Origin of the sequence: Pseudomonas sp. PSE1(2024) (assembly GCF_050990555.1) — a bacterium.
Lineage (GTDB): Bacteria > Pseudomonadota > Gammaproteobacteria > Pseudomonadales > Pseudomonadaceae > Aquipseudomonas > Aquipseudomonas aphyarum.
The window spans coordinates 4,252,932-4,277,873 of record NZ_CP158967.1; the positions used below are offsets into that span (position 1 = coordinate 4,252,932).

General features: G+C 62.3%; 26 protein-coding genes and 2 pseudogenes. 14 read left to right on the forward strand and 14 right to left on the reverse strand.

What is annotated here, in order from left to right; genetic code table 11:
- Positions 1-21 precede the first annotated feature (21 nt).
- Together ABTV87_RS19185 and ABTV87_RS19190 are read left to right on the forward strand one after the other, a co-directional pair.
- On the forward strand, positions 22-981 hold the full coding sequence (locus ABTV87_RS19185; protein WP_433898155.1) for a nucleoside-specific channel-forming protein Tsx: 960 nt from the start codon (positions 22-24) through the stop codon (positions 979-981).
- Positions 982-995: 14 nt separating this feature from the next.
- The gene (locus ABTV87_RS19190; protein ID WP_433898156.1) at positions 996-2,018 is read left to right on the forward strand and encodes a purine-nucleoside phosphorylase; all 1,023 of its coding nucleotides are present in this window, start codon (positions 996-998) and stop codon (positions 2,016-2,018) included.
- A 71-nt stretch (positions 2,019-2,089) separates the two neighbouring features.
- Here ABTV87_RS19190 and ABTV87_RS19195 read toward each other — a convergent pair whose 3' ends face one another.
- The 3 genes from ABTV87_RS19195 to ABTV87_RS19205 form a co-directional block, all read right to left on the reverse strand.
- A complete protein-coding gene (locus ABTV87_RS19195) occupies positions 2,090-3,046 on the reverse strand; it encodes a quinone oxidoreductase family protein (RefSeq protein ID WP_433898157.1) in 957 nt (318 codons plus the stop codon).
- A gap of 31 nt (positions 3,047-3,077) precedes the next feature.
- Positions 3,078-3,251, reverse strand: a complete 174-nt coding sequence (locus ABTV87_RS19200) for a DUF1427 family protein (protein ID WP_007958996.1) — start codon at positions 3,249-3,251, stop codon at positions 3,078-3,080.
- 89 nt (positions 3,252-3,340) lie between these two features.
- Entirely contained in the window at positions 3,341-4,129 is a 789-nt protein-coding gene (locus ABTV87_RS19205) for an AraC family transcriptional regulator (RefSeq protein ID WP_433898158.1), read from the reverse strand.
- A 137-nt stretch (positions 4,130-4,266) separates the two neighbouring features.
- Here ABTV87_RS19205 and ABTV87_RS19210 point away from each other — a divergent pair, with 137 nt between their 5' ends.
- Both ABTV87_RS19210 and ABTV87_RS19215 read left to right on the forward strand, forming a co-directional pair.
- The gene (locus ABTV87_RS19210; RefSeq protein WP_011335095.1) at positions 4,267-4,494 is read left to right on the forward strand and encodes a DUF6555 family protein; all 228 of its coding nucleotides are present in this window, start codon (positions 4,267-4,269) and stop codon (positions 4,492-4,494) included.
- Positions 4,495-4,532: 38 nt separating this feature from the next.
- Positions 4,533-4,805, forward strand: coding sequence for a hypothetical protein (locus ABTV87_RS19215; protein ID WP_085667477.1), 273 nt, complete (start codon positions 4,533-4,535; stop codon positions 4,803-4,805).
- A 24-nt stretch (positions 4,806-4,829) separates the two neighbouring features.
- Here ABTV87_RS19215 and ABTV87_RS19220 read toward each other — a convergent pair whose 3' ends face one another.
- The 3 genes from ABTV87_RS19220 to ABTV87_RS19230 all read right to left on the reverse strand — a co-directional run bounded on the left by ABTV87_RS19220 (position 4,830) and on the right by ABTV87_RS19230 (position 6,390).
- Complete coding sequence (locus tag ABTV87_RS19220; RefSeq protein ID WP_074689145.1) at positions 4,830-4,997, reverse strand: metallothionein; 168 nt, start codon at positions 4,995-4,997, stop codon at positions 4,830-4,832.
- A 445-nt stretch (positions 4,998-5,442) separates the two neighbouring features.
- Complete coding sequence (locus tag ABTV87_RS19225; RefSeq protein ID WP_433898159.1) at positions 5,443-5,898, reverse strand: DMT family transporter; 456 nt, start codon at positions 5,896-5,898, stop codon at positions 5,443-5,445.
- Between the two features lie 3 nt (positions 5,899-5,901).
- Entirely contained in the window at positions 5,902-6,390 is a 489-nt protein-coding gene (locus ABTV87_RS19230) for a DMT family transporter (protein WP_433898160.1), read from the reverse strand.
- Positions 6,391-6,501: 111 nt separating this feature from the next.
- On the opposite strand from ABTV87_RS19230, the gene ABTV87_RS19235 reads away from it, so the two are divergent.
- Positions 6,502-7,437 carry a LysR family transcriptional regulator gene (locus tag ABTV87_RS19235; RefSeq protein ID WP_433898161.1) on the forward strand — a complete coding sequence of 312 codons (936 nt, stop codon included), beginning with the start codon at positions 6,502-6,504 and terminating at the stop codon, positions 7,435-7,437.
- Positions 7,438-7,458: 21 nt separating this feature from the next.
- Here the strand turns inward: ABTV87_RS19235 and ABTV87_RS19240 are convergent, their stop codons facing one another.
- The 3 genes and pseudogenes from ABTV87_RS19240 to ABTV87_RS19250 form a co-directional block, all read right to left on the reverse strand.
- Entirely contained in the window at positions 7,459-8,280 is an 822-nt protein-coding gene (locus ABTV87_RS19240; RefSeq protein ID WP_371855536.1) for a methyl-accepting chemotaxis protein, read from the reverse strand.
- Positions 8,281-8,364: 84 nt separating this feature from the next.
- Positions 8,365-9,141 (reverse strand): annotated as a pseudogene (locus ABTV87_RS19245) (cache domain-containing protein); the annotation flags it as partial.
- A 226-nt stretch (positions 9,142-9,367) separates the two neighbouring features.
- Positions 9,368-10,687, reverse strand: a complete 1,320-nt coding sequence (locus tag ABTV87_RS19250) for a Na+/H+ antiporter family protein (RefSeq protein WP_007955962.1) — start codon at positions 10,685-10,687, stop codon at positions 9,368-9,370.
- A gap of 1,499 nt (positions 10,688-12,186) precedes the next feature.
- Here ABTV87_RS19250 and ABTV87_RS19255 point away from each other — a divergent pair.
- The 3 genes and pseudogenes from ABTV87_RS19255 to ABTV87_RS19265 form a co-directional block, all read left to right on the forward strand.
- Positions 12,187-12,243, forward strand: a pseudogene (locus ABTV87_RS19255) (hypothetical protein); the annotation flags it as partial.
- A 201-nt stretch (positions 12,244-12,444) separates the two neighbouring features.
- A complete protein-coding gene (locus ABTV87_RS19260) occupies positions 12,445-13,149 on the forward strand; it encodes a methyl-accepting chemotaxis protein (RefSeq protein ID WP_433899871.1) in 705 nt (234 codons plus the stop codon).
- 266 nt (positions 13,150-13,415) lie between these two features.
- Positions 13,416-14,567: an integrase core domain-containing protein gene (locus tag ABTV87_RS19265; RefSeq protein ID WP_433898162.1), complete on the forward strand. Its 1,152-nt coding sequence runs from the start codon at positions 13,416-13,418 to the stop codon at positions 14,565-14,567.
- 73 nt (positions 14,568-14,640) lie between these two features.
- Here ABTV87_RS19265 and ABTV87_RS19270 read toward each other — a convergent pair whose 3' ends face one another.
- From ABTV87_RS19270 to ABTV87_RS19285, 4 genes are read right to left on the reverse strand one after another with little or no spacing between them, the layout of a single operon-like run.
- Entirely contained in the window at positions 14,641-15,954 is a 1,314-nt protein-coding gene (locus ABTV87_RS19270; protein WP_258712056.1) for a sensor histidine kinase, read from the reverse strand.
- Positions 15,951-16,619: a response regulator transcription factor gene (locus ABTV87_RS19275; protein WP_011335105.1), complete on the reverse strand. Its 669-nt coding sequence runs from the start codon at positions 16,617-16,619 to the stop codon at positions 15,951-15,953. Before ABTV87_RS19275 ends, ABTV87_RS19270 begins: the two co-directional genes overlap by 4 nt.
- Before the next feature lie 3 nt (positions 16,620-16,622).
- Entirely contained in the window at positions 16,623-16,934 is a 312-nt protein-coding gene (locus ABTV87_RS19280) for a PepSY domain-containing protein (RefSeq protein WP_433898163.1), read from the reverse strand.
- Positions 16,934-17,242 (reverse strand): PepSY domain-containing protein, encoded by a 309-nt coding sequence (locus tag ABTV87_RS19285; protein WP_127798927.1) that lies wholly within the window; start codon positions 17,240-17,242, stop codon positions 16,934-16,936. Before ABTV87_RS19285 ends, ABTV87_RS19280 begins: the two co-directional genes overlap by 1 nt.
- Before the next feature lie 146 nt (positions 17,243-17,388).
- Here ABTV87_RS19285 and ABTV87_RS19290 point away from each other — a divergent pair, with 146 nt between their 5' ends.
- The 5 genes from ABTV87_RS19290 to codA all read left to right on the forward strand — a co-directional run bounded on the left by ABTV87_RS19290 (position 17,389) and on the right by codA (position 22,510).
- Complete coding sequence (locus tag ABTV87_RS19290; RefSeq protein ID WP_221535663.1) at positions 17,389-18,468, forward strand: patatin-like phospholipase family protein; 1,080 nt, start codon at positions 17,389-17,391, stop codon at positions 18,466-18,468.
- An 86-nt stretch (positions 18,469-18,554) separates the two neighbouring features.
- Positions 18,555-18,911, forward strand: coding sequence for a 6-carboxytetrahydropterin synthase QueD (queD, locus tag ABTV87_RS19295; RefSeq protein WP_007955941.1), 357 nt, complete (start codon positions 18,555-18,557; stop codon positions 18,909-18,911).
- An 84-nt stretch (positions 18,912-18,995) separates the two neighbouring features.
- Positions 18,996-19,808, forward strand: coding sequence for an alpha/beta fold hydrolase (locus ABTV87_RS19300; RefSeq protein WP_221535662.1), 813 nt, complete (start codon positions 18,996-18,998; stop codon positions 19,806-19,808).
- A gap of 175 nt (positions 19,809-19,983) precedes the next feature.
- A complete protein-coding gene (gene codB / locus ABTV87_RS19305) occupies positions 19,984-21,255 on the forward strand; it encodes a cytosine permease (protein WP_007955938.1) in 1,272 nt (423 codons plus the stop codon).
- A 13-nt stretch (positions 21,256-21,268) separates the two neighbouring features.
- Positions 21,269-22,510, forward strand: a complete 1,242-nt coding sequence (gene codA / locus ABTV87_RS19310; protein WP_230731928.1) for a cytosine deaminase — start codon at positions 21,269-21,271, stop codon at positions 22,508-22,510.
- Between the two features lie 143 nt (positions 22,511-22,653).
- Here the strand turns inward: codA and ABTV87_RS19315 are convergent, their stop codons facing one another.
- Complete coding sequence (locus tag ABTV87_RS19315; RefSeq protein ID WP_433898164.1) at positions 22,654-23,646, reverse strand: diaminopimelate epimerase; 993 nt, start codon at positions 23,644-23,646, stop codon at positions 22,654-22,656.
- 136 nt (positions 23,647-23,782) lie between these two features.
- Between ABTV87_RS19315 and ABTV87_RS19320 the strand changes: the two genes are divergently transcribed.
- The gene (locus ABTV87_RS19320) at positions 23,783-24,934 is read left to right on the forward strand and encodes an MFS transporter (RefSeq protein WP_064597996.1); all 1,152 of its coding nucleotides are present in this window, start codon (positions 23,783-23,785) and stop codon (positions 24,932-24,934) included.
- Positions 24,935-24,942: the final 8 nt, after the last annotated feature.

Consider the following 24,942-nt stretch of genomic DNA (forward strand, 5'->3'; position numbering starts at 1 on the left):
GATCCGCAAAAAGGACTTTGAATGCACGTTTCCTCCTGCCACCGTCGTCGCGGTGTGCGCACTTTTGCTGTTTCCCTGCTACTGGCCGGCGTTACCGGAGTTCTCAGTCAGACCACGCTGGCGCAGCCTGCCCTTCCAGAGGACTCCGCCCAGGGCGAAGCCCTCAGCCCCGAAGCCAGCCCGCCGAAAAAAGGCGCGTACCTGTCGGACTGGTACAACCAGGACCTGATGCTGATCGGCAGCAAGGACATCAGTTTCGGCCCGCAACCGGCGGACGACATCTACCTGGAATACGAGTACTTCGGGCGCAAGGGCCCGTTCGAGCTGTATGGCTACATCGACATTCCGAAGATCTTCAACATCGGCAACAGCCATGACAAAGGCGTGTGGGATCACGGCTCGCCGGTGTTCATGGAGCACGAGCCGCGCATCTCCATCGACTACCTCGCCGGCCGCAGCCTGGCCATCGGGCCATTCAAGGAATGGTACGTGGCGTTCGACTGGATCTACGACCACGGCAGCCGTAAAGAGAACCGCGCCAACACGCTGTACAGCGGTTTCGGCACCGACATCGACACCCATTCGCGGGTCAATCTGTCGGCCAACCTGTACGGGCGCTACCAGTGGGAAAACTACGGCGCCAGCAACGAATACTCGTGGGACGGCTACCGCGCGCAACTCAAGTACATCGTGCCGATCGACAAATTCAGCAACGGTGCCTCGCTGACCTACATCGGCTTCACCAACTTCGATTTCGGCTCGGACATCCACAAGGACAACCCGGCGCGCACCGCCAATGCCACGGTGGCAACCAACGTGTTGCTGTACTCGTTCACCCACTTGCGCTTCACCCTGGTCGGCCGTTATTTCCACAACGGCGGCAACTGGGAGGATGGCAGCGAGCTGAATTTTGGCGACGGTAATTTCCGGGCGCGTTCCAACGGCTGGGGTTACTACGCCGGCGTCGGTTATCAGTTCTGAATCCAGGAGCAATCATGAAAGCAATGACGCGTGTATCACTGGCCGCTGCCGCCCTGCTCTCTTCCACCGCATGGGCGGCCGAGGCACCGATTCAGCCGAAAGTCGTGCTGATCACCATGTTCGCTCCGGAGGCACAGCACTGGATCGATCGCCTCGAACTCAAACAGGAAGTCCGCGTGCCGGGCCTGTCGGCCGAATACCCGACCATCCGCTGCAACACACAGCAGGTCTGCCTGATGACCACCGGCATGGGCCAGACCAACGCAGCGGCTTCGACACTGGCACTGGCGCTGTCGCCGAAATTCGACCTGCGCAAAAGCTACTTCCTGATTGCCGGGATTGCCGGCATCAGCCCCAAGCACGGGACCATCGGCACGGCCGCCTGGGCGCATTATCTGGTCGAGTTCGGCACCCAGTGGGAGCTGGATTCACGCGATGCGCCATCGAGCTGGCCGACCGGTTACCTCGGCATCAACACTCAAGGCCCGAACGAAAAACCGCCGCTGGACTACAAGACCGAAGTCTTCGAACTCAACCCGAAGCTACAAGCAAAAGCCTTCGCCTTGAGCCAAAAGGTCGAACTGAGCGAAAGCAAGGAATCGGCCGCGTGGCGCCTGAAATACCCGGCAGCACCGGCCAATCAACCGCCGGTGGTCACCCGTTGCGACACGCTGGCGGGCAACACCTGGTTCTCCGGCACACGCCTGAGCGAACGCGCCGAGGTCTGGACCAAATTGCTGACCGACAACCAGGGCGAATACTGCACCACCCAACAGGAAGACAACTCCACCTACGAAGCCTTGCTGCGCGCAAGTCGCGAGGGTCTGGTGGACGTGCAGCGCCTCGCCGTGGTGCGCGCCGGCTCCGATTTCGACCGTCCGGCGCCGGGCGGCAGCGAAGTGGACAACCTGCTCAAGTACGCCGATCAGGGCGGATTTGTGCCGGCACTGGAAAACCTCTACCGCGCGGGCAATCCGTTGGTGCAGGACATCCTGAAAAACTGGTCGGCGTGGGAGAACGGCGTCCCGCAATCCTGAGACCCACAAAGCCCTGTGGGTGCGAAACTCGCTCCCGCAGGGCTTTGTTATGACATGCAGAACAGCGGCGGTCAGGGGATAAGAATGACCTTGTCACCGCTGCCCTGATTGACATCGGCATAGCGCGCCAGCCCTTCGGCCAGCGGCGCTTCGACCAGCCCTTGCGGCAGTGGCAGCAGGTCTTCGTCGAAGAACCGGCCAAACTGTTCCAGCATCGCCGCGCAGGCTTCAACGCCATACAGCAACGAATTGATGCCGACCACCGAACCGCCCTTGCGATACAGGGCCAGCGCCGGCAACTGCACATGCCCATCGACTGGCGCAGCGATGATCGCGATCCGCCCGAAAGTTGCCAGCGCCGCGACCGAGGCCGGCAGCCAGAAACCGGTGGTGTCGAAGATCACGTCGGCACCGCCGCGATACACGGCGTTGACCTGCGCACCCAGCTCCTCGGGTTTATCCAGCTGAATCGTCTGATAACCCTGCGCCTGCAAGTCCCTGACCTGCTCCGGCCGCCGCGCCGCCGCCAGCAACTGCGCGCCGCGCACCTTGGCCAGCGCCAGCGCCGCCGTCGCCACTGCCCCGCCACCAATCACCAGCAAACGGGTTTCGGCACTCACCAGACTGCGCTCGAGCGCATCCCACGCCGTGGTGTAAGGCACCCCAAGGCTGGCGGCCTGAGTGAAACTCAGATGCGAAGGTTTGTGCGCCACGCCATTGGCCGGCAATTTGACGAACTGCGCATGGGAGCCATCGGCGAAAAAACCCAGCTCACGCCCGGTGCCCCAGACCTCCTGACCAATCAACGCCTGCGGCCCTTCGACCACCACACCGGCAAAGTCCCGACCGGGAATGCGCGGCAGCGTGGTGTACGGGAAACGCCCGAGCACGTTCTTCACGTCGCTGGGATTGAGGCCCGCGGCCTTGATCTGCACCAGCACCTCGTCAGCGCCCGGCACCGGCGTCGGCACCTCGACGAAGCGCAGGGACGACAGGTCGCCGGTTTTATCGAATTGCAGTGCTTTCATGGAAATCTCCACCGAAGGAAAAAGACAGGATTCAGGACAGCCAGCCACTGACTAGTTGCCGGCCCATCGGCCACAACTGCTCGCCCGCCAGCATGCCCAACAGGCCCACCAGCGCGATGGTCGGCGGCGCCGGAGAACGGACATCCAGCGCGCCATACAGCAGGCCGACACCCAGCCCGACGCCCAGTGAAATCAGGTAATTCATGGGATCACTCCGCCACACAAAGGGAATGGGCAGAGTCTAGGGAAAGGCGGCGACCGGCATCGGCCAAGGACTTCTGAATTTCGGCCAAATCAGCCGGCAAGCGGCCCGCCATCGAACTGCGAAGGGGCAACACCCAGCTCACGGCGGAACATGTCGCTGAAACTGCTCGGCGAATACCCCAGCTGACGGGCAATCGCGCTGACCGGCACGCCCTGGATCAACTCCGCCACCGCCGTCGCCAACTGCACCTGCCGCCGCCACTCGGCGAAGCCCATGCCCAGCCCTTCCTTGAACAACCGCGCCAACGTTCGCACGCTGGCCCCGGCGTTTTCGGCGTGTTGTTCGAAAGGAATATCCAGCGACGGCGCGGCCATCACTGCCTGACACAGACTCATCAACCGCCGGTCGGCATCGTCCGGCAACGGGATCTTCAGCTGCGAACGCCTTGCACGTTTCAGCTCCAGCAGCGCCAGTCCGACCAGCGCCTCGTAATACTCGGCATCCCCGCTGTCGCCCTGCGCCACCAGCCCGACAATCAACTCGCGCAGCAGACCCCCGACCTCGATCACCTGCACCGTCTCATCCAGCGTCGCCGCCAGCGCCGGGCGCAGGTAGATATTGCGCATCTGCAAATCCGACACCACCCGAATCCCGTGCGGCACCCCCGGCGGCAACCACACCGCCCGCTGCGGCGGCACTACCAGCGCCTCGTGCGGGGTCTCGACCCACATCACCCCGCTCATCGCATACAGCAACTGCCCCCAGACATGCTCATGCGGCTCGATGAACAACCCACGCGGATACGTCCGCGCCAGCGGTTGCACCGGCACATCGGTATCACTCAGATCAGGGGGCGCAGCGAGGGCCATGGCGAACATTCATCGGGGTGGGCGAAAGCGCCATGGTAACCAGTCCGCACCTTCGCTCGCCATTGATAGATACCGTCGGACAATCCGAGTGAATTTTCCCGGAGCGCAGCGATCCTTCTATTACCACAGGGAGGAAGATGGGCTTTATGAACAACGCAAAACTGTACGTCATCGATTACACCCTTCACGGCGCGCCTAAGTCGTTCATTATCCGCTCGGACAAAATGGACAACACCGAGGCGTGGCACTGGGCAAGCTGCGACGCAGGAGTCGGCCGCATCCCGCGTTTCGGCCGGGAGAAAGTGCAGAAAACCAGCAAGCCGATGGCAGAAAAATTCGGCGTGGAAAACGTCACATGGCGACCGGCAAGCTAAGCTTGCGCGCAGGCGGGGACTATTTCGGGGGGAACAACATGACAACCATCAACAGCCCGGCGCACCTGGACTACGGCCTGGACACCCTGTTCGGCCGCATCACCAAAAGCGTCGACTGCCCGGTTGGCCTGGAACCCGTCGAAAACGACCCCTACCGCTTCGCCCTGCGCGTCCCGGCCCCCTTGCCGGAAGACCTTGAAAAGGCCAAAACCATCGTCGTCAACGTCGGAGGCCGCCGCCTGCACGGCAACGTCCGCCACACCGAACGCCTGGACGACGACAGCCTGAAACTGGAAGTGGAGCCCGACTAGGCTCCACTTTTTCAATACCCACGATTACTTGGGATGCGCACACTGACACCCCTTGCCAGAACACTCCTCACCACTCTTGTGATGATGCGCACACGCCTCACAGCAATAATGCTTACCGTGCGCCACATAAGAATGCTCACCCTCCTTGATCGTGCAACGACATCCCGGACAATCGCATTTTCTATCTGCCATGAAACAGACTCCTCTGGTGGTGGTTGTCTGAGGCCGAAAGAACAAGCCGTGCTACCAGTGTAGAAGGTGAAAACAACCCAACAACCAAACCACTCACTACTCACCACTCACCCTTCAACCCTCCCCCCACCACTCACCACAATGAGCGTTAGCTCGAGTAAAGCTTTTGATCTCAAGGCCCGTCGGCAGGCTGAGTGGAGGGATTGATCCGGGGGTGGGAGCGCAGCGACCGTGCGGCGCAGCCGCATGCATCGAGAGGAGGTGCAGCGAAGCAAACCGTAGGCGATGCCCCCGGATCAATCCCGGAGCGAAGGAACCCGAGCCACAGCGAGGGCCGAACGTCAGGGCCCAAGACCTTTGGTTACTTTGGGGCGTTTGCCAAAGTGACTCGCTGTAAGAGCGAAACCGCCAGCGGCCACCCCCGAAGAAACGGATATTCACTCAATCAATCAGCCTGACGCACGCTACTGCGATACATGAAAACCAGCGCCAGCCCGAGACAGACCATCGCCAAAACCCGCGCCCCCGATAGCTCAATCGCCGGATTCCCCAACCACCCAAAATTATCAATCAACATCCCCATCCCCAACTGCCCGACAATCACCGCCACCGTCGCCACAGCCGTCCCCACCCGAGGCACCGCACCAACCATGACCATCATATAAACCACCCCAAACAGCGCCCCACTCAACTGCCACTTCGGCACATCCAGCAAACTCACCGCCTGAGCAGGCTCAAAAAACAAAATCAACAACCCCGTAGAAACCGCCCCCACCACAAACGTCAACAAACTGCTGCGCAACACACCAACGGTTTCCCCAAGACGCCCATTGATCGCCGCCTGCACACTCAACACCGCACCCGCCAACACCACCACCGCCAACAAAATAACCAGACTCATCACTCACCCCCGCGCAATCAAAACCAAAGCCGCCACAATCAACCCCAACGCCAGCCACCGCTCAGCATTGACCTTCTTGCGCGTAGCCCCAAACCACCCGAAATGGTCAATCAACACACTCTTGCCAACCTGCCCCGACAAAATCGCAATCATCGTCATCGCAATCCCGATATGCGGCGTCGCCAGCGTCAACACCACCACATACATCGGCCCCAGAAACCCGCCGATCAACTGCCAGCGCGGCAGATCCGTCAGCGCCGGCCCCTTCTGCGGCCCCGCAAACAGCAACAACAAAAACAGAATCGCCGACCCCACGCCGAAAATGCTCAAGGTCGCCCACAAATGCCCGACCTGCTCACCCAACGGCCCCAGCAATCCCGCCTCCACCGACAAACCCATGCCGGCCAGAATCACCAGCGGCAACAGCAACAAACGCAAACCCGGCCGGACAACCGGGGCCGGCGCGGCACTCACTTCATCAAACGACTGCATCTGAAAAACCTCTGAAGGAAACGATGGCGCGGATTATCGGCTGGCGCAGCTGTGCGATAAATGGGAGCATCTGGACAACACTTTTGCGCAACTCGCACAGCAGGACAGACCATGCACGGGCTCAACGAACTGGGATTCAAGGCGCTAAGGCTGTTTGTGGCGGTGCTCGACCACGGCAGTTTTTCCGAAGTCGCCCGCCGCGAGGGCGTGGCGCCCTCCTCGATTTCCCGGCAGATCCAGTTGATGGAACAGGCGCTGAACCAGCAATTGCTCTACCGCCACACCCGCGCGGTCACGCCGACCGAAGCCGGGCGCATGCTCGGCCACCACGCGCGGCTGGTGCTGGTGCAACTGGAAGAAGCCGAACAGGCGTTGCAGGAACAGCAAAGCGAACCGACCGGCCTGGTGCGGATCAACGCCCCGGTGGTGTTCGGCCAGCGCCACCTGACGCCATGGTTGGGCCGTTTGTGCGAGCGCTATCCGAAGCTGCAACTGGACATCCAGCAGACCGACCACTACATCGACCCGCTGCAGGAAGGCGCCGACCTGCTGTTCCGCATCGGTCCGCTGCACGACTCAAGCATGCAGGCGCGGATCCTCGCGCCGCACCGCTTTCAGGTCGCGGCCAGTCCCGCGTATCTCAAGCGTTTCGGCATGCCACAGCATCCCGAAGACCTCGCAAATCACCAGTGCCTGGCCTACAAGGGCGCGACCGGTCAGCAGCGCTGGTTCTTCCGTCAGGATCAGGGCGAGTGGACACCGTATTCAGTCAAGGGCCCGATCACCGGCAACCACGCGGACACCCTGACCCAGGCCGCTGTGCAAGGGCTGGGGCTGGTGATGTTTCCATCATGGCTGATCGGCGAGGCGGTGCGCGAGGGCACTCTGGTGCCGGTGTTGGGGGATTATCAGGTGTCGAACAGTGTGGAGCCGCAGCAGATTTCGGTGCTGTGGCCGGGGAGCCGGCGGTTGTCGGTGAAGGTGCGGACGGTGATTGATTTCTTTATTGAGTGTTTTGGCGAGGTGCCGTATTGGGACAGATCGTGATGGTCTGTCCCGACAGCGCCATCAGATACGGAACTGGCCAACCAGCTTGCCCAACCGCTGCCCCAAGTCCGCAAGACTGCGCGAAGTCTGCGCCCCCAACTGGGTCTCATCCGCCACGTTATCCACCGCCACCGCAATCTGATGCACGCTGCGGTTGATCTCTTCGGCCACCGCCGTCTGCTCCTCGGCAGCACTGGCAATCTGCGCGTTCATCGAGTTAATGGTCGCAATCAGATCCGCCATCGCATCCAGCGACGCCCCCGCCTGATTGGCCTGAGCCGAAGTACCGTCACCCGCCTCGCTGGAACGGCGCATCGCTTCAACCGCCGACTGCGTCCCCGCCTGCAAGCGGTCAATCATCCCCTGAATTTCCTGCGTGCTGATCTGCGTGCGCGACGCCAGCGCCCGCACCTCGTCCGCCACCACCGCAAACCCGCGCCCGGCCTCGCCGGCTCGCGCCGCTTCGATCGCGGCGTTGAGCGCCAGCAGATTGGTCTGTTCGGCAATCGAACGGATCACCCCGAGCACGCCGACAATCGACGACACGTCCTGCTGCAGGCTGTCGAGGGACACGCCGCTGCTGCGGATGTCGTCCACCAGCGCATGAATCTGCTTGATGCTGCCGGCCACCACGCGCTTGGCGGTCTGGCCTTCTTCGTCGGTCTGCTGTGCGGCGACGGCGGCGTTCTGTGCGCTCTTGGCGACTTCCTGCGCGGCGGCGGACATTTCGTTGATCGCCGTGGCGACCTGATCGGTTTCGTGGCGCTGACGTTCCATGGCCTGATCGGAGCGCTGGGCCTGATCGGACACCTGCGTCACCAGACCGGTCAGTTGCGACGTCATCTCGGTGATCTGCCGCACCAGGCCGTGGATCTTGTCGACGAACCGGTTGAACGAGCCGGCCAGTTCGCCGAGTTCGTCCTGGCTGGTGATGGTCAGGCGCCGGGTCAGGTCACCCTCGCCCGCCGCGATGTCATCGAGGTTGGCTTTCATCAGGGTCAGCGGTCGCAGGATGGTGTTGGCAAGCAGCATCCCCGCCGCCGCGATCACCAGCAGCACCACCACCGCCACGCCGACGATGCTCAGCACCACGCCCTGCATGCGCTCCTGCACCTTGGCCTCGACCACCGCCACTTGCGCTTCGATGCCGTCGAGGTTGACCGACGTACCGACCGCCATGTCCCACTTCGCCAGGTATTCGGTGTAGCCGAGTTTCGGCACCAGCACCTGCGCATTGCCCGGCAACGGCGAGCTGTATTGCAGGTAGTGGGTGCCGTCCTTCGCGACTTTCACCAGATCGCGGTTGACGTAAACGCCGTTCGGGTCGCGGTTGTCCTTGAAGCTTTTGCCCACGCCTTCGGGGTCGTTGGCCTTGAACAGGCGCACGGTCTCGGAGTCGTAGCCGAAGAAGTAGCCGTCCTTGCCGTACTTGATGCTCGACAGCAACTTGATCACCTGAGCCCGCGCGTCGGCGTCACCGGGAGCGGCGGCGTCGTACAACGGTTTGATGGTGGTCATGGCCACGGCGACATAGCTGGCCAGGGTGGCCTTGGCGTCGCCGAGCAGGCGTTCGCGGGTCTGTTCGACTTCCTTGCGCGCCTGTTCCTGAAGGATGAACAGCGTGGTCAGGCTGATCACCAGCGCAAAGAGCAAGACCGGAAGGACGGCAAGGGACAGGACTTTAGCCTTGAGACTCAGGCGCATGGGGGCTCACTCTTTTGGTTTTATTGGCGTGGATAAAGGCTTTAACGGCACGCGAAACCAAAAGTTGAGCTTTACCTCAGATCGTTCCCACACGGACGCTTCGACACCTCGACGCCGATCGTTCCCACGCTCTGCGTGGGAATGCAGCCCGGGACGCTCTGCGTCCAGAAGCGTGACGCAGAGCGTCACAGGAGGCGTTCCCACGCTCTGCGTGGGAACGATCAGGTCAGAGGACCATCGCGGCCACCCAGCCAAACGCCAGCAGCGGCAGGTTGTAGTGCAGGAAGGTCGGGACCACGGTGTCCCAGATGTGGTGATGCTGGCCGTCGACGTTCAGGCCGGAGGTCGGGCCGAGGGTCGAGTCCGAAGCTGGCGAACCGGTGTCGCCCAGCGCCCCGGCCGTGCCGACGATGCAGACGATCGCCATCGGGCTGAAGCCCAGTTGCACGCACAGCGGCACGAAAATCGCTGCCAGGATAGGCACCGTGGAAAACGACGAACCGATGCCGATGGTCACCATCAACCCCACCAGCAACATCAGCAGCGCGCCAATCGCCTGGCTGTGATCGATCCACGCCGCCGCGCTTTCAACCAGCGAACGCACTTCACCGGTGGCCTTGAGCACTTCGGCAAAACCCGAGGCGGAGATCATGATGAAGCCGATCATCGCCATCATCTTCATGCCTTCGGTGAACAGGTCGTCGGTCTCGCGCCACTTGACGATGCCCGACGCCGAGAAGATCAGGAACCCGGCCAGCGCGCCGATAATCATCGAATCCAGCAGCAACTGAATGATGAACGCCGCCGCGATGGCCAGACCGGCGATGCCGATCGTCATCGGGTTGTAGGCGACGCTGACCTGCTCCACCTGCTCGATCTTTTCCAGGTCGTAGACCCGCTTCTTGCGGTAGCTGAAGAACACCGCCAGCAACAGGCCGAACACCATGCCCGCCGCCGGAATGGCCATGGCGTGCATGACGTTGATCTGGCTGATATCCACGCCGGCCTTGCTGACGTTGGCCAGCAGGATCTGGTTGAGGAAGATGTTGCCGAAGCCGACCGGAAACACCATGTACGGCGTGATCAGGCCGAAGGTCATGACGCAGGCGATCAACCGGCGGTCCAGTTGCAGCTTGGTCAATACATATAAAAGCGGCGGCACAAGCAGCGGAATGAACGCGATGTGGATCGGCAGGATGTTCTGCGAAGCGATCGCCACCACCCACAGCAGGCCGATCAGCATCCATTTGACGCTGCCGCCACCGGTCGCATGCTGGCGGTCGACCATCGCCAGAGCCTTGTCGGCCAGCGCATGGGCCAGGCCGGACTTGGCAATCGCCACGGCGAAAGCGCCGAGCAACGCGTAGGACAACGCCACTGTCGCCCCGCCACCCAGGCCACTGTTGAAGGCCTTGAGCGTGGCGTCGATGCCCAGACCACCGGTCAGGCCACCGACCAGCGCACCGACGATCAACGCGATCACCACATGCACCCGGGACAGGCTGAGGATCAGCATGACGCCGACCGCAGCAATCACTGCATTCATTTCACTACCTCAAAAACACGACGGTAAAGCCATTCACCGCCAGACAGGATGAGTCCGGCCGGCAAGCCACGAGGGTCGCCAGCGGATTTGCATAGAGGGTCTTATTAGAAGGGCGCGCACTGTGCCGCAGCGCGGGCGCAGTGTCAAAGCGACTGGTCGCAACACTGTGTAACTTTCCATGATCAATCCGCTGAACAGGGCATATCCGCCACAACATGCGTCAATTCGCCCCATTGCATTTACGCCATAAAGAAAGCCGAAACGCGGCCGTTACAGTGCAAAGTCTCAGATATTTATCGAATAAGGACGTTTCCATGTCACTCAGACAACTTTCCATCCAATGGAAAATCACCCTGCTCGCCGGGCTCTGCCTGGCCGGTATCGTGACCCTGTTGGTGGGTCTTTCGCTGTATCGCATGGAGCACAGTTCCGAACTGGTGAAAGCTTCGAGCATGGAAATGCTCACCGAATCGGCTCAGGCTCGCATCGAATCCCAGGGCGAGGTCCAGGCCGCCGGCATTCGCCAGCAGTTCATGGACGCCTATCAATATGGCCACGGTTTCTCGCGTCAGGTGCTGTTCCTGCGTGAACAGGCCGAGAAGCGCTTTCTCGATGCCTTCGACCTGCGCGAGGACATGACCCGTCAGGTGAAATCGGCGCTGCAGGCCAACCCGGAATTGCTCGGCCTGTCGCTGGTGTTCGAAGCCAACGCGCTGGACGGCAAGGACGAGCTGTTTGCCGGCCAGGCGGAACTCGGCAGCAACGACAAGGGCCGCTTCGCCCTGTACTGGTCGCAACCGACGCCGGGCAAAGTCACCTCGATGGCACTGCCGGAAAGCGACATGGCCGACACCAGCACCGGCCCCAGCGGCCAGGCCGCCAACGCCTGGTTCACCTGCCCGCGCACCACGCTCAAGCCGTGCGTGATCGAACCCTACTTCTATGTGATCGACGGGCAAAAGGTGCTGATGACCAGCATCGTGTTCCCGCTGATGGTCAACGGCAAAGTCATCGCCTCGCTGTCGGTGGACATCAACCTCAACAGCCTGCAAGCGATCAGCCAGAGCGCCAGCAAAAAGCTCTACGACGGCCAGACCGCCGTGAGCATCATCAGCCCCGCTGGCCTGCTCGCCGGTTACAGCCCGGACGCCAACAAACTCAGCCAGCGCCTGGATGCCGTGGACACCACCAACGGCGCCGAACTGCTGCGCCTGCTCGCTTCGAGCCACACCGTCAGCAGCCTGCACAGCAATGCGCAGCTGAAAGTGCTGTCGCCGTTCCAGCCGATTCCCGGCGGCCCGTCGTGGGGCGTGTTGCTCGATGTGCCTGAGAAAGTGCTGGTAAGCCGCGCCGAAGCGCTCAAGCAGCAACTGGATGCCAGCAACACCTCGGGCACTCTGATCGAGCTGAGCCTGGGCGTACTCGCCGCATTGATCGGCCTGCTGCTGGTGTGGCTGATGGCACGCAGCGTGACCAAGCCGATCCTCGGCGTGGCCCACATGCTGGAAGACATCGCCAGCGGCGAAGGCGACCTGACCCGCCGTCTGGCCTATGACAAGAAGGATGAACTCGGTCAGTTGGCCGGCTGGTTCAACCGCTTCCTCGACAAGCTGCAACCGATCATCGCCGAGGTGAAACGCTCGGTTCAGGACGCGCGCAACACTGCCGACCAGTCTTCCGCGATTGCCACCCAGACCAGCGCCGGTATGGAGCAGCAATACCGTCAGGTCGATCAGGTGGCCACCGCGTCCCACGAAATGAGCGCCACCGCCCAGGACGTGGCCCGCAGCGCCGCGCAGGCCGCCGAAGCGGCCAAGGATGCCGACCGCGCCACCCGTCAGGGCCTGTCCGTGATCGACCGCACCACCGCCAGCATCGACACCCTCGCCGCCGACATGAGCGCAGCGATGGTGCAAGTCGAAGGCCTGGCCGCCAACAGCGAGAAGATCGGCACCGTGCTGGAAACCATCCGCGCCATCGCCGAACAGACCAACCTGCTGGCCCTCAACGCCGCCATCGAAGCCGCCCGTGCCGGGGAAGCAGGTCGCGGTTTTGCGGTAGTGGCCGACGAAGTGCGCAACCTCGCCCGCCGCACTCAAGAGTCGGTGGAAGAAACCCGCCAGGTCATCGAGCAATTGCAGAACGGCACCCAGGATGTGGTCGGTTCGATGGGCAACAGCCATCGTCAGGCCCAGGGCAGCGTCGAACAGGTCGGCCAGGCCGTGACGGCGCTGCGCCAGATCGGCGATGCGGTGACGGTAATCAGCGACATGAACCTGCAGATCGCCAGCGCTGCCGAAGAGCAGAGCGCGGTGGCTGAAGAGATCAACAACAACGTGGCGACGATTCGTGATGTGACGGAGTCGCTGTCGGGGCAGGCGAATGAATCGGCGCGGGTGAGTCAGTCGCTCAATAGCCTGGCGAATCAGCAGCAGAGTTTGATGGATCAGTTTCGGGTTTGACTCGGGATTGCTGAAGATCAAGAGCTTACCCCCTCACCCCAGCCCTCTCCCCCAGGGGGGCGAGGGGGAAAGGGAGTAGATCTTCATGCTGTTCGGAACCTGAGTTCAACTCGATAGATCAGGTCGGCGTAACTCGGAAAAACAACTCGGTCAGTCCCCTCTCCCTCCGGGAGAGGGTTAGGGTGGGTAAAGACCGGGTACATCCTTTACGTTTGAGACCGGGGACATGGTTTACAGGTATCAATCATGGTCAGGAGGTGCTGACCATGCCCTGGAATCAAGAGTCCCCGATGGATCAACGAGTGAAATTAGTCAGTGACTGGCTCAGTGGCAGCTACACCAAGAGCCAATTGAGCCGGCGTTATGGGGTCAGCCGGCCAACCGTCGATAAATGGCTGGATCGGTATGCAGCGCTCGGCGTGGATGGCTTGAAAGAGCAATCCCGCAAGCCTTTGAACTGCCCTCATCAAACCCCGGATGAAATCATTACCACATTGCTGGCAAAGAAAAACGAGCATCCTGATCGAGGCCCCAAACAGATCATTGATCGCCTGCGAAAGTCCGATCCACAGATCCCATGGCCGGCCGCGAGCACTGCTGGGGAGTGGTTGAAGAAGGCTGGCTTGGTCATTGCGCGGCGCCCCTATCCTTTGCGCCCGCGTGCTCCGACGCATTTACGCCCGGCCGATGAACCCAACCAGACCTGGTGTGCCGACTTCAAAGGGCAGTTCAGGATGCAGGATGGTAATTGGTGCTATCCGTTGACCATTACCGATCAGATGAGCCGCTATCTGCTGCTCTGCCGGGCGCTGCCCGGCACGCACAGTGAGCCGACGCGACAGGGGTTCGAATGGGCTTTTCGGGAGTTTGGATTGCCGGACGTAATCCGCACGGATAACGGGGCGCCTTTCGCATCGACCGGTTTGGCACGGCTGTCGAAGTTGTCTGTCTGGTTCATCAGGCATGGCATCCACATCGAGACAATCACGCCTGGGCGTCCTGACCAGAACGGTCGACACGAACGGATGCACCGCACTCTCAAAGCAGCGGTACTGCGGACACCTGCGGAAAATCTCGTGCGCCAGCAGTTGGCCTTTGAGGAGTTCGTCCGGGACTTCAATCATGATCGACCACACACCGCACTGGGCATGAAGCCGCCGGCTTCCGTCTACAGACCTTCGTTGCGCCCGTATCCGGGCTACTTGCCTGCAGTCGAATACGGCCCTGATGTTGAGGTACGCAAGGTTCGCTCGAACGGCGAGTTCAAGTGGAAGGGGCAACGAATGTTTTTGGGCGAGGCGCTGATCGGCGAGGACATCGCGCTGAAGGAAGTGGCTGATGACGTGTGGGAGTTGTACCTTTGCACCTTCTGTTTAGGCAGGCTTGAACGCGGAGCCAACCGCGTATCAAGCCTGTAAAAGGTGTAAACGATGTCCCCGGTCTAATGTGTAAAGGATGTACCGGTCTCTACAGTGAGGGGGCTCTTGAAGGCTACCGCCGAGGCAATTGAATCTCCACCTTCAACCCACCCCACTCACTCTCCCCCAACACCAGAACCCCGCCCCACGTCTCGACAATATCCCGCACAATCCCCAGCCCCAACCCATGCCCATGGGTCTGCTCATCCAGCCGCGCTCCCCGGCTGAATACCTGAGCCCGCTGCGCCTCGGGAATCCCCGGCCCGTCGTCTTCCACGCTCAGCACAAAACCTTCAGCCGCCTCGACCACACTCAGCCGCACCTCGGCATCCGCCCACTTGCAAGCGTTGTCCAGCAGGTTGCCGAGCAGTTCCAGCAGATCCTCACGATCCCACGGCAATTGCAGGCCCGGCGGGGCCACGTAACTGAGTTCCAGATGCTCGCCGTGAATCATGTTCAGCGTCGACAGCAACCCCGGCAGCTCTGCGTCGCAATCGAACAACGCTCCCGGCAACGCATCGCCAGAGAGCCGCGCACGGTTGAGCTCGCGGTTCAGTCGTTGCTGAACCTGTTCCAGTTGTTCCTTGAGGATCTTACGCAGCTCCGGGTGCGCGTCGAGCCTTTCACTCGACGCCAGACTGAGCAGCACCGCCAACGGGGTTTTCAGCGCATGCCCGAGATTGCCCAAGGCATTGCGCGAGCGCTTGAGGCTGTCTTCGGTGTGCGCCAGCAAATGGTTGATCTGCGCCACCAGCGGTTCCAGTTCCGCCGGCACTTGCTCATCGAGTTGTGAACGCTGGCCCTGCTGCAACTGGGCGATCTGTTCACGAGCCTTTTCCAGTGGACGCAACGCGCGGCGCACGGTCAGGCGTTGCAGCAACAGAATCAGCAGCAACCCGGCCAGCCCGAGGCCGAGACCGATCTGCCGCATGCGCTGGAAGCTCTCGCGCACCGGCGTGTAATCCTGAGCCACGCTGATGGAAATCGACTGGCCGAGCCGTCGATAGTCCGAACGCAGCACCAAAAGTTGCTGACCGTCCGGCCCCAGTTGCAGGTTGCTGTGCAGGCCGGAGCGTTCGAGCAACGGCAGATCCTGATCCCACAAGGAGCGGGAGCGCCAATGGCTGTCGGCGAAATCGATGCGGAAGTAATGCCCGGAAAACGGTCGCTGGTAGGCCGGCGACAAGTGCCGCTCATCCAGCTGCAAGCCTTGCGGGCCGCGAACCAGCGCCACCAGCAGGCTCTCGCTGTCGTTACGCAACCCGGCTTCCAAATAGCGCTGCAATCCCACTTCGAACAGCCACAGACTGGTTTGCGCCAGCAGCACGCCGACGACCACCAGTACGCTGATCAACCCCAGGCTCAAGCGGCGCTGGATCGATCTCACGAAGCCTGTCCGCCAAACAGATAACCCTGGCCGCGACGGGTTTCGATCACGCTTTTGCCGAGCTTGCGCCGCAGGTGATTGACGTGGACTTCAAGCACGTTTGAATCGCGCTCGGTTTCACCGTCATAGAGGTGTTCGGCGAGGTGGCTTTTGGAGAGGATCTGTTCCGGGTGCAGCATGAAGTAGCGCAGCAGACGGAATTCGGCAGCGGTCAGCTGGATGTCGGCACCGTCGCGCACGACACACTGGCGGCCCTCGTCCAGGTGCAGCCCGGCGGCCTTGAGCGTCGGCTGGTTGGCCTGGCCCTTGGAGCGGCGCAGCAGCGACTGGATGCGCAAATACAGTTCTTCCGGGTGGAAGGGTTTGGTCAGGTAATCGTCGGCACCGGCCTTCAGGCCTTCTATGCGCTCGGCCCAGGAATCGCGGGCGGTGAGGATCAGCACCGGAATCGTCAGACCGCCGGCGCGCCATTGCGCCAGCACCTCAAGCCCCGGCACGCCGGGCAGACCGAGGTCGAGGACGATCAGGTCATAGGGCTCGCTGCTGCCCTGATAGACCGCATCGCGCCCGTCCGCCAGCCAGTCCACCGCGTAGCCTTGGCGTTGCAGGCCGGCGAGCAGTTCGTCGGCCAGCGGTACGTGGTCTTCCACCAGAAGCAAGCGCATCGGTCAATCTTCCTTGTCTTTCACGAGTTCGCCGGTATCGGCCTTCAGGTGCAGCTCGCGGGCCACACCTTCGACGGTCAGCAACTCGACTTCATAAATGTAGACGTCGTGTTTTTCTTCCAGCTCGACTTCCAGCAGTTTCGCGCCGGGATAACGGTCCATCGCCTGCTGCAGCACTTGCTCCAGCGGCAGGATCACGCCCTGCTTGAGCAGATTGAGGGCTTCGTCCGGACCCAGGTCACGGGCCACGGCCGTCGAGCAAAACATCACCAGCGCCAATGCCGTACGGCGGGTGGCGCGAACATTAACCTTCATTACGTATCCTGATGATCCTTGAGCACTTGCCCGCTCACCGCGTCCAGTTCCAGATCCCATTCCAGCCCCTGCGGATCACGCAGTTCGATCTGGTAGATGTACTTGCCGTACTGTTCTTCCAGCTCGGTGTCGGTGATCGTCGAACCCGGGTGTTTGGCCAACGCGGTGGCGTTGAGCTTCTCGAAGGAGACGATAGTACCAGCGTCGCGCAGGCGCAGGGCTTCATCCGGGCCGAGATCGCGGGCGTGAACAGTGCCGGCGGTGAGGCCGATGATCGAGGCAATGGTCAGGGCAGTCAGGGTTTTCATGGTGTCTCCGTATTTTTATGTGTCGCTACGGGCGGCACCTTAACGGTGCGAACTTAACTGAAACTGAATTGCCATCATGGGGTCTGCTCCTGCAGCCACGGCAACATGTGCTTATAATCTTTCGCTTGCTAACGATCGAGACCGGTATGACCGCCATTCACATCAAGTTCCCTTCTCTGACCCTCAAGGCCGGCCCCCGAGCCATGGCGCGCATTCGTGCCCAGGGCCTGAACGCCGCCGACGTCGGCACTCTGCCCGGCGCTGCCGGTGGGCCGAAGGCGCTGGGGATTCAGGGGCTGGATCTGGCGTTGTTCGGCGAGTGGCTGCCGGCGGCGCCGCGCGAACGTTCGCTGATCGGTGCGTCGGTGGGTTCCTGGCGCTTCGCCAGCGCTTGTTTGCCGGACGCCGCCGAAGGCATCCGCCGCCTCGGTCAGCTGTACACCGAGCAGAACTTCAACAAAGGCGTGACCATCGGCGACGTCAGCCGCAGTTCGCAACGCATGCTCGATGACCTGCTCGACGGCCGCGATGCCTTGCTCCTCGACAACGCCCATTACCGCCTGAACATCATGGTGGTCAAAAGCCACGGCGGGCTGGCGGACGACCATCGCGGCCGGCTCGGGCTGGCGCTGGGTTCGGTGATCGCCGATAACCTGCGGGGCCGCGCGCGGCTGTCGCGGCACTTCGAACGGCTGATCATCCACGACCCGCGCCTGGCGCCGCCGGTGCATGCGCTGAATGACTTCCCGTCGCGTTTCGTCGCCCTCGACGCCGGCAATCTGCGTCAGGCGCTGCTGGCCTCGGGATCGATCCCGATGGTCATGGAAGGCGTGCGCGACTTGCCGGGCGCTGGTGCCGGCACGTTCCGCGACGGTGGTCTGCTCGACTATCACCTCGACCTGCCCTACAGCGGCGACGGCATCGTGCTCTATCCGCACTTCACCGACCGGGTGATCCCGGGCTGGTTCGACAAGACCCTGCCCTGGCGTAAAGCTTCGGTCGAGCGCTTGCAGGACGTGCTGTTGCTCGCGCCGTCGAAGGAATACCTGGCGCGCCTGCCCTACGGCAAACTCCCCGACCGTAACGACTTCAAGCGCTTCATGGGCGATGCGCCGAGCCGGCAGAAATACTGGCGCGCGGCGATGGACGAGAGCCGCCGGATGGGTGACGAATTCCTTGAACTGACTGCCAATGGTCGCCTCGCCGAGCGCTTGCTGACCCTTTAGTCAGCACAGCCGAAGACAAGCTGGTAAACTCGCCGCCTGCCCGAATTCGCTGCGGCGAACGCCATCTGAACAGAGCTGAAATCACTGTGGAAATTTTCAAAGAGTTCACCTTCGAATCCGCCCACCGCCTGCCCCACGTACCGGACGGCCACAAGTGCGGACGCCTGCACGGTCACTCGTTCAAAGTGGCGATTCACCTGAGCGGCGACCTCGATCCGCACACCGGCTGGATCCGTGATTTCTCCGAGATCAAGGCGATTTTCAAGCCGCTGTACGAGCGTCTGGACCACAACTACCTCAACGACATTCCGGGCCTCGAGAACCCGACCAGCGAAGTGCTGGCCAAATTCATCTGGAATGAATTGAAGCCCCTGCTGCCGGAACTCAGTGCGATCCGCATCCACGAGACCTGCACCAGCGGTTGCATCTATCGCGGCGAGTAATTCCCGCGACACAAAAAACCACCGAGACCGGTGGTTTTTTTACGCCTATGCTTTTTGGCTCGAACCCGCCAAGAGGACAGGCCCATGACGGACTGGCTGCTGGATCAGGTCTTTGATTTCAACGGGCGACAGATTCGCCACGGGGTACGCGGCGACGGCCCGCCGCTGGTGTTCGTGCACGGCACGCCCTTCTCTTCCTATGTGTGGCACCGCATCGCGCCGCACTTTTTCGCCACGCACCGGGTGCATTACTTCGACCTGCTGGGCTACGGCCAATCCGAGCAACCGGACGCCGATGTCTCCCTCGGCGTGCAGAACGAATTGTTCGCTCAGTTGCTCGATCACTGGAATCTGCAACGCCCGGACGTGGTCGCCCACGACTTCGGTGGCGCCACCGTGCTGCGCGCGCATCTGCTCAATGGCAAGGATTACCGCAGCCTGACGCTGATCGACCCGGTGGCGCTGACGCCGTGGGGATCACCGTTCGTGCAGCACGTGCGCCAGCATGAGGCGGCGTTCAGCGGCCTGCCGGATTACATCCAGCGCGCCATCGTGCCGACCTATATTCGCGGGGCGATTCACCGGGATATTCCCGATGATGAACTGGCGCCCTACGTGCAGCCGTGGCTGGGCGATCCGGGGCAAGCGGCGTTCTACCGGCAGATCGCGCAGATGGATCAGCGCTACACGCTGGAGGCGCAGCCGCTGTATCCGACGATCCGTTGCCCGGTGCAGATTCTCTGGGGTGAAGAGGATCAGTGGATTCCCATCGAGCGCGGACGCGAGTTGCACAAGATGATTCCGGGATCGCAGTTTCATCCGGTTCCGAATGCCGGGCATCTGGTGCAGGAGGATGCGCCTGAAGCCATCGTTGCCGCCCTGTTGCGATTCCTCTGATCCATTCCCGTGACCCTGTGGGAACAGCCCTGCTCCCACATGGTTCGGCACGGCGCTCAATGCACTGCTTTCGCGCCGATCATCCGTGCCTCGTCTATAAATATCCGCAACATCGCGTTTGGCACGACCGCTGCAACCTCTTCGCGTCCTCCCCTTTCCAGCAAGGAACGCCCCCATGACGCAAAACGATCCCGGCAACGATTACCCCCTCAGCGAAGTGCCGATGCACGCGCGCAAAGGCCTGGCCTCCACGGCGATGGTGCTGCTGGGTTTCACCTTCTTCACCGCGACCATGTTTGCCGGCGGCAAGCTCGGCGTGGCGTTCAACTTCGGCGAAATGCTCGCCGTCATCGTCATCGGCAACCTGCTGCTCGGCGTGTACGCCGCAGGCCTCGGTTACATCGCCTTCAAGAGCGGGCTGAATTCGGTGCTGATGGGGCGCTTCTGTTTTGGCGAAGTCGGCAGCAAGCTCAGCGACCTGATCCTCGGATTCACCCAGATCGGCTGGTACGCCTGGGGCACCGCGACGGCGGCGGTGGTGCTCGGCAAGTATTTCGATCTGAACGAAGCCACGGTGCTGGGGCTGATGGTGCTGTTCGGCCTGGTGTTCTGCGCCACGGCGTATGTCGGTTATCGCGGGCTGGAGATTCTGTCGTACATCGCAGTGCCGGCGATGATGTTGCTGCTGATGCTGTCGATGTGGGTTGCGACCGTGAAAGTCGGCGGCCTCGACGGCTTGCTCAGCGTCGTGCCCAGCGGTTCACTGGACTGGTCGACCGCCATCACACTGGTGTTCGGCACCTTCGTCAGCGGCGCGACCCAGGCCACCAACTGGACGCGGTTTTCGCGCTCGGCTCGGGTCGCGGTGCTCGCCAGCCTGATCGGTTTTTTCATCGGCAACGGCCTGATGGTGCTGATCGGCGCCTATGGCGCAATCGTCTACCAACAACCCGACGTGGTCGAAGTGTTGCTGTTGCAAGGCTTCGCCATGGCGGCGATGGCGATGCTGTTGCTGAACATCTGGAGCACCCAGGACAACACCATCTACAACTTCGCCGTTGCCGGTTGCAACCTGCTGCGCACCGGGCGCCGCAAGACCGTGACCCTGGTCGGTGCCGTGATCGGCACGGCGCTCGCGCTGCTCGGCATGTACGACATGCTGGTGCCTTATCTGATCCTGCTCGGCACGGTGATTCCGCCGATTGGCGGCGTGATCATGGCGGACTTCTTCTTCCGCTGGCGCGGGCGTTATCCGCGTCTGGCCGACGCACGGTTACCGGCGTTCAACTGGCCGGGGCTTGCGGCTTACGCGGCCGGAACCGTCGCGGCGTTCGGCTCGCCGTGGGTCGCGCCGCTGGTCGGGATCGCCGTTGCCGCGTTAACGTATATCGCAGTGACCGGCCTGCTCGGCGCCCGCAACGCGGCCGCCCCTCTACAAGATCTATAAAAGGATTCGCCCGATGCACATCATCAACGCCCGACTGCGCAACCAGGAAGGTCTGCACGAATTGCACCTCGAAGACGGCCTGATCCGCAGCATCGCGCGCCAGACCGAAGCGCCGACCCTGGGCCCCGACGACCTCGACGCCGGCGGCAATCTGGTGGTGCCGCCCTTCGTCGAGCCGCACATTCACCTCGACGCCACCCTGACCGCCGGCGAGCCGCGCTGGAACATGAGCGGTACGCTGTTCGAAGGCATCGAGTGCTGGGGCGAGCGCAAAGTCACCATCACCCAGGAAGACACCAAGACCCGGGCGAAGAAAACCATCCAGACCCTCGCCGCCCACGGCATCCAGCACGTGCGCACCCACGTCGACGTCACCGACCCGCAACTCACCGCGCTCAAGGCGATGCTCGAAGTACGCGAGGAAAGCCGTCACCTGATCGACCTGCAAATCGTCGCGTTTCCCCAGGAAGGCATCGAATCGTTCCGCAATGGTCGCGAGCTGATGGAAGAAGCAATCCGCATGGGCGCGGACGTGGTCGGCGGGATTCCGCATTTCGAGTACACCCGCGACCAAGGCGTCAGCTCGGTGAAGTTCCTGATGGACCTGGCCGAGCGCACCGGCTGCCTGGTGGATGTGCACTGTGACGAAACCGACGACCCGCATTCGCGCTTCCTCGAAGTGCTGGCCGAAGAGGCTCGCAGTCGCGACATGGGCGCCCTCGTAACCGCCAGCCACACCACCGCAATGGGCTCCTACGACAACGCCTACTGCGCCAAACTGTTCCGCCTGCTCGGGCATTCCGGGATCAGTTTTGTCTCCTGTCCGACCGAAAGCATTCACCTGCAAGGGCGCTTCGACAACTTCCCGAAACGCCGCGGCGTGACCCGCGTCAACGAGTTGCTCGAAGCCGGCATGAACGTGTGCTTCGGTCAGGACTCGATCGTCGATCCGTGGTATCCGCTGGGCAACGGCAACATCCTGCGGGTACTCGAAGCCGGCCTGCACATCTGCCACATGCTCGGCTACCGCAACTTGCAAAGCGCGCTGGATCTGGTCACCGACAACAGCGCCAAGGCCATGCACCTTGGCGAACGCTACGGTCTGGAACAGGGCCGCCCGGCGAACCTGTTGATCCTGTCGGCGGACAGCGATTACGAAGTGATCCGCAGCCAGGGCCTGCCGCTGTATTCGATCCGCAACGGCAAAGTGCTGATGAAGCGGCAGATGCCGGTGGTGGAGTTCATGGAAGGTTGAGCGGTGGTTATGGTTCGCAGAGGTTTTATCGCAAAACGATAGAGCCAACCTGTCAGATCTGACAGGCGACAACCGCAGCGAACCGGCTCACAGTGAAGTCCAAGGGATCCATCGTTCCCGGGGGGACGATCATGAAAGGGACTTCACTTTTCTGTCGGGTGCGCCGTGCCGAACAGGCGCACTCGCAGTAGTTCTCCGTCGCGTTCCTCCAACAGGATCGGCGCGGTACCGCCCGGCATCACCACCTGCACTTCTCCCGCCGATACCCAGCCCACCCGCCACGCCGCACTCGCCACCGCACTGGCGCTGGTACCGGATGAGGCGGTTGGCCCCTCGCCCCGTTCGAACACTCGCGCGACGATGCGTTGATCGCCGGCGCGCATCGCCCATTGCAGGTTGACCCCGGCCGGGCATGGCTGGCCGGCGCCGCTGGGCATGGCGTAGGCGATGGCGGTCAGACGGTCCGTCAGCGGCGATTCAAGCATCTGCGCGTTGCTCGGCAATGCGGCTTCATCCTGAACCAGCGTCACGCAATGTGGATTGCCGATACGCACGAACTGGCTGTGCGCCCACGCGGGATCGAGCTGCGCCAGCGGCCGAACACGGCTGACCGCCACACCGTTAAACGGCGCCGGTTCAACGCCGAGCGCACCGACCGCTGCCGGGCCAAAACCGGGCTGGCCAAGGTCCAGCCAGAAGCCCTGCACGCCCGCCACCTGCGCCGGTTTCACCGATGTCGGCACTGGCGATTGTGCGTCCTGTTTGTCGTGATGCACCCGCAACGTCGCACCCTCCTGCGGCATCAGCCCCTGTTCGAGCAGCGCCTGGGAGAAAATCGTCAGGCCGTTGCCGCTGCGTTCAGCCAGCGTGCCGTCGGTGTTGACGATCAGCAGGTCGAAGGGCGGCGCGGATTGAAACGGGCCGATCAACAGGCCATCGCTGCGATGGGACTTGCTGCCGGCGGGGCGCCGACCTTCGGGCCAATCGCAGCACAGCGCAATGGCAGCGGAGCTCCATGCCTGCCGCGACAGCGCGCACTGCGCGGCGCCCGTTGGTAATTCGATTCCGGCAGCGCGCAGCGCCTGGGGTGAAACGACTCCGTAGATATTGCCTCGTGCATCGTAGAACTGCGTCATGAGCCCGCCCTTGTTTTTCCCGTCGACAGGGGCGCCACTGTAAATCGCAACGCCCTGCAGACGCGAGCGGGCTCGCTCCAGCGAAAGAGCTGTGCAAGGATGTCCGCTGCTGAAACGTTTTTTGCCAAGGATCGTTATGACCAGCCTCACCCCTCAAGACACGTTCGTTCCCGGACGCCTCGAACAGATGTCCACGCGCATCGCCTTCTTCATTGCCGGGCTCGGCATCGCCGCGTGGGCGCCGCTGGTGCCCTACGCCAAGGCGCGCGCCGGTCTCGATGAAGGGACGTTGGGGTTGCTGTTGCTGTGCCTGGGCGTCGGTTCGATCCTGGCGATGCCGCTGGCGGGGATTCTGGCCACCCGGTTTGGATGCAAAAAAGTGGCAACCGGCGGCACCCTGCTGATCTGTGCAGCATTGCCGTTGCTGGCGACGGTGTCGTCGATTCCGGCGCTGATCGCCACGTTGTTCATGTTCGGCGCCGGACTGGGCACGGTGGATTCGACGGTGAACCTGCAAGCGGTGATCGTCGAGCGGGCCAGCGGCAAGAACATGATGTCGGGGTTTCACGGCCTGTTCAGCCTCGGCGGGATCGTCGGCGCGGCGGGCGTGAGCGCCCTGCTGGGTCTCGGGCTGTCGCCACTGGCGGCGATGCTGGTGGTGGTCGTGGTGTTGATCGCGGCGCTGTTCAAGGCGGTGCCGCACATGTTGCCTTACGGCAGTGAAAGCTCGGGGCCGGCCTTCGCAGTGCCCCACGGGATCGTGCTGTTCATCGGCGGGATGTGCTTCATTGTGTTCCTCACCGAAGGCGCAGCGCTGGACTGGAGCGCGGTGTTTCTGGCGCAGGAACGCGGGATCGACACCGCCTATGCGGGATTGGGTTACGCAGCGTTCGCGCTGACCATGACGGCCGGCCGTCTGACCGGTGACCGGATCGTCCGGGCATTGGGTGCGACCCGGATCATTCTGTTTGGCGGTCTGCTGGCGGCGGCGGGATTGTTTCTGGCGACCTTCGCCCCGAGCTGGCAAGCCGCATTGCTGGGCTATGCGCTGGTCGGCGCCGGCTGTTCGAACATCGTGCCGGTGCTGTACACAGCAGTGGGCAAGCAGACGGTGATGCCGGAGAGCATCGCCGTCCCGGCAATCACTACGCTGGGTTATGCAGGGATTCTGGCAGGGCCGGCGGTGATCGGATTTGTCGCCCACGCCAGCAGTTTGAGTTTTGCCTTCGGGCTGATGGCGACATTGCTGGTGGCGGTGGCCATCGGTGGGAAGGCGCTCAAGGTCTGAGAAACATC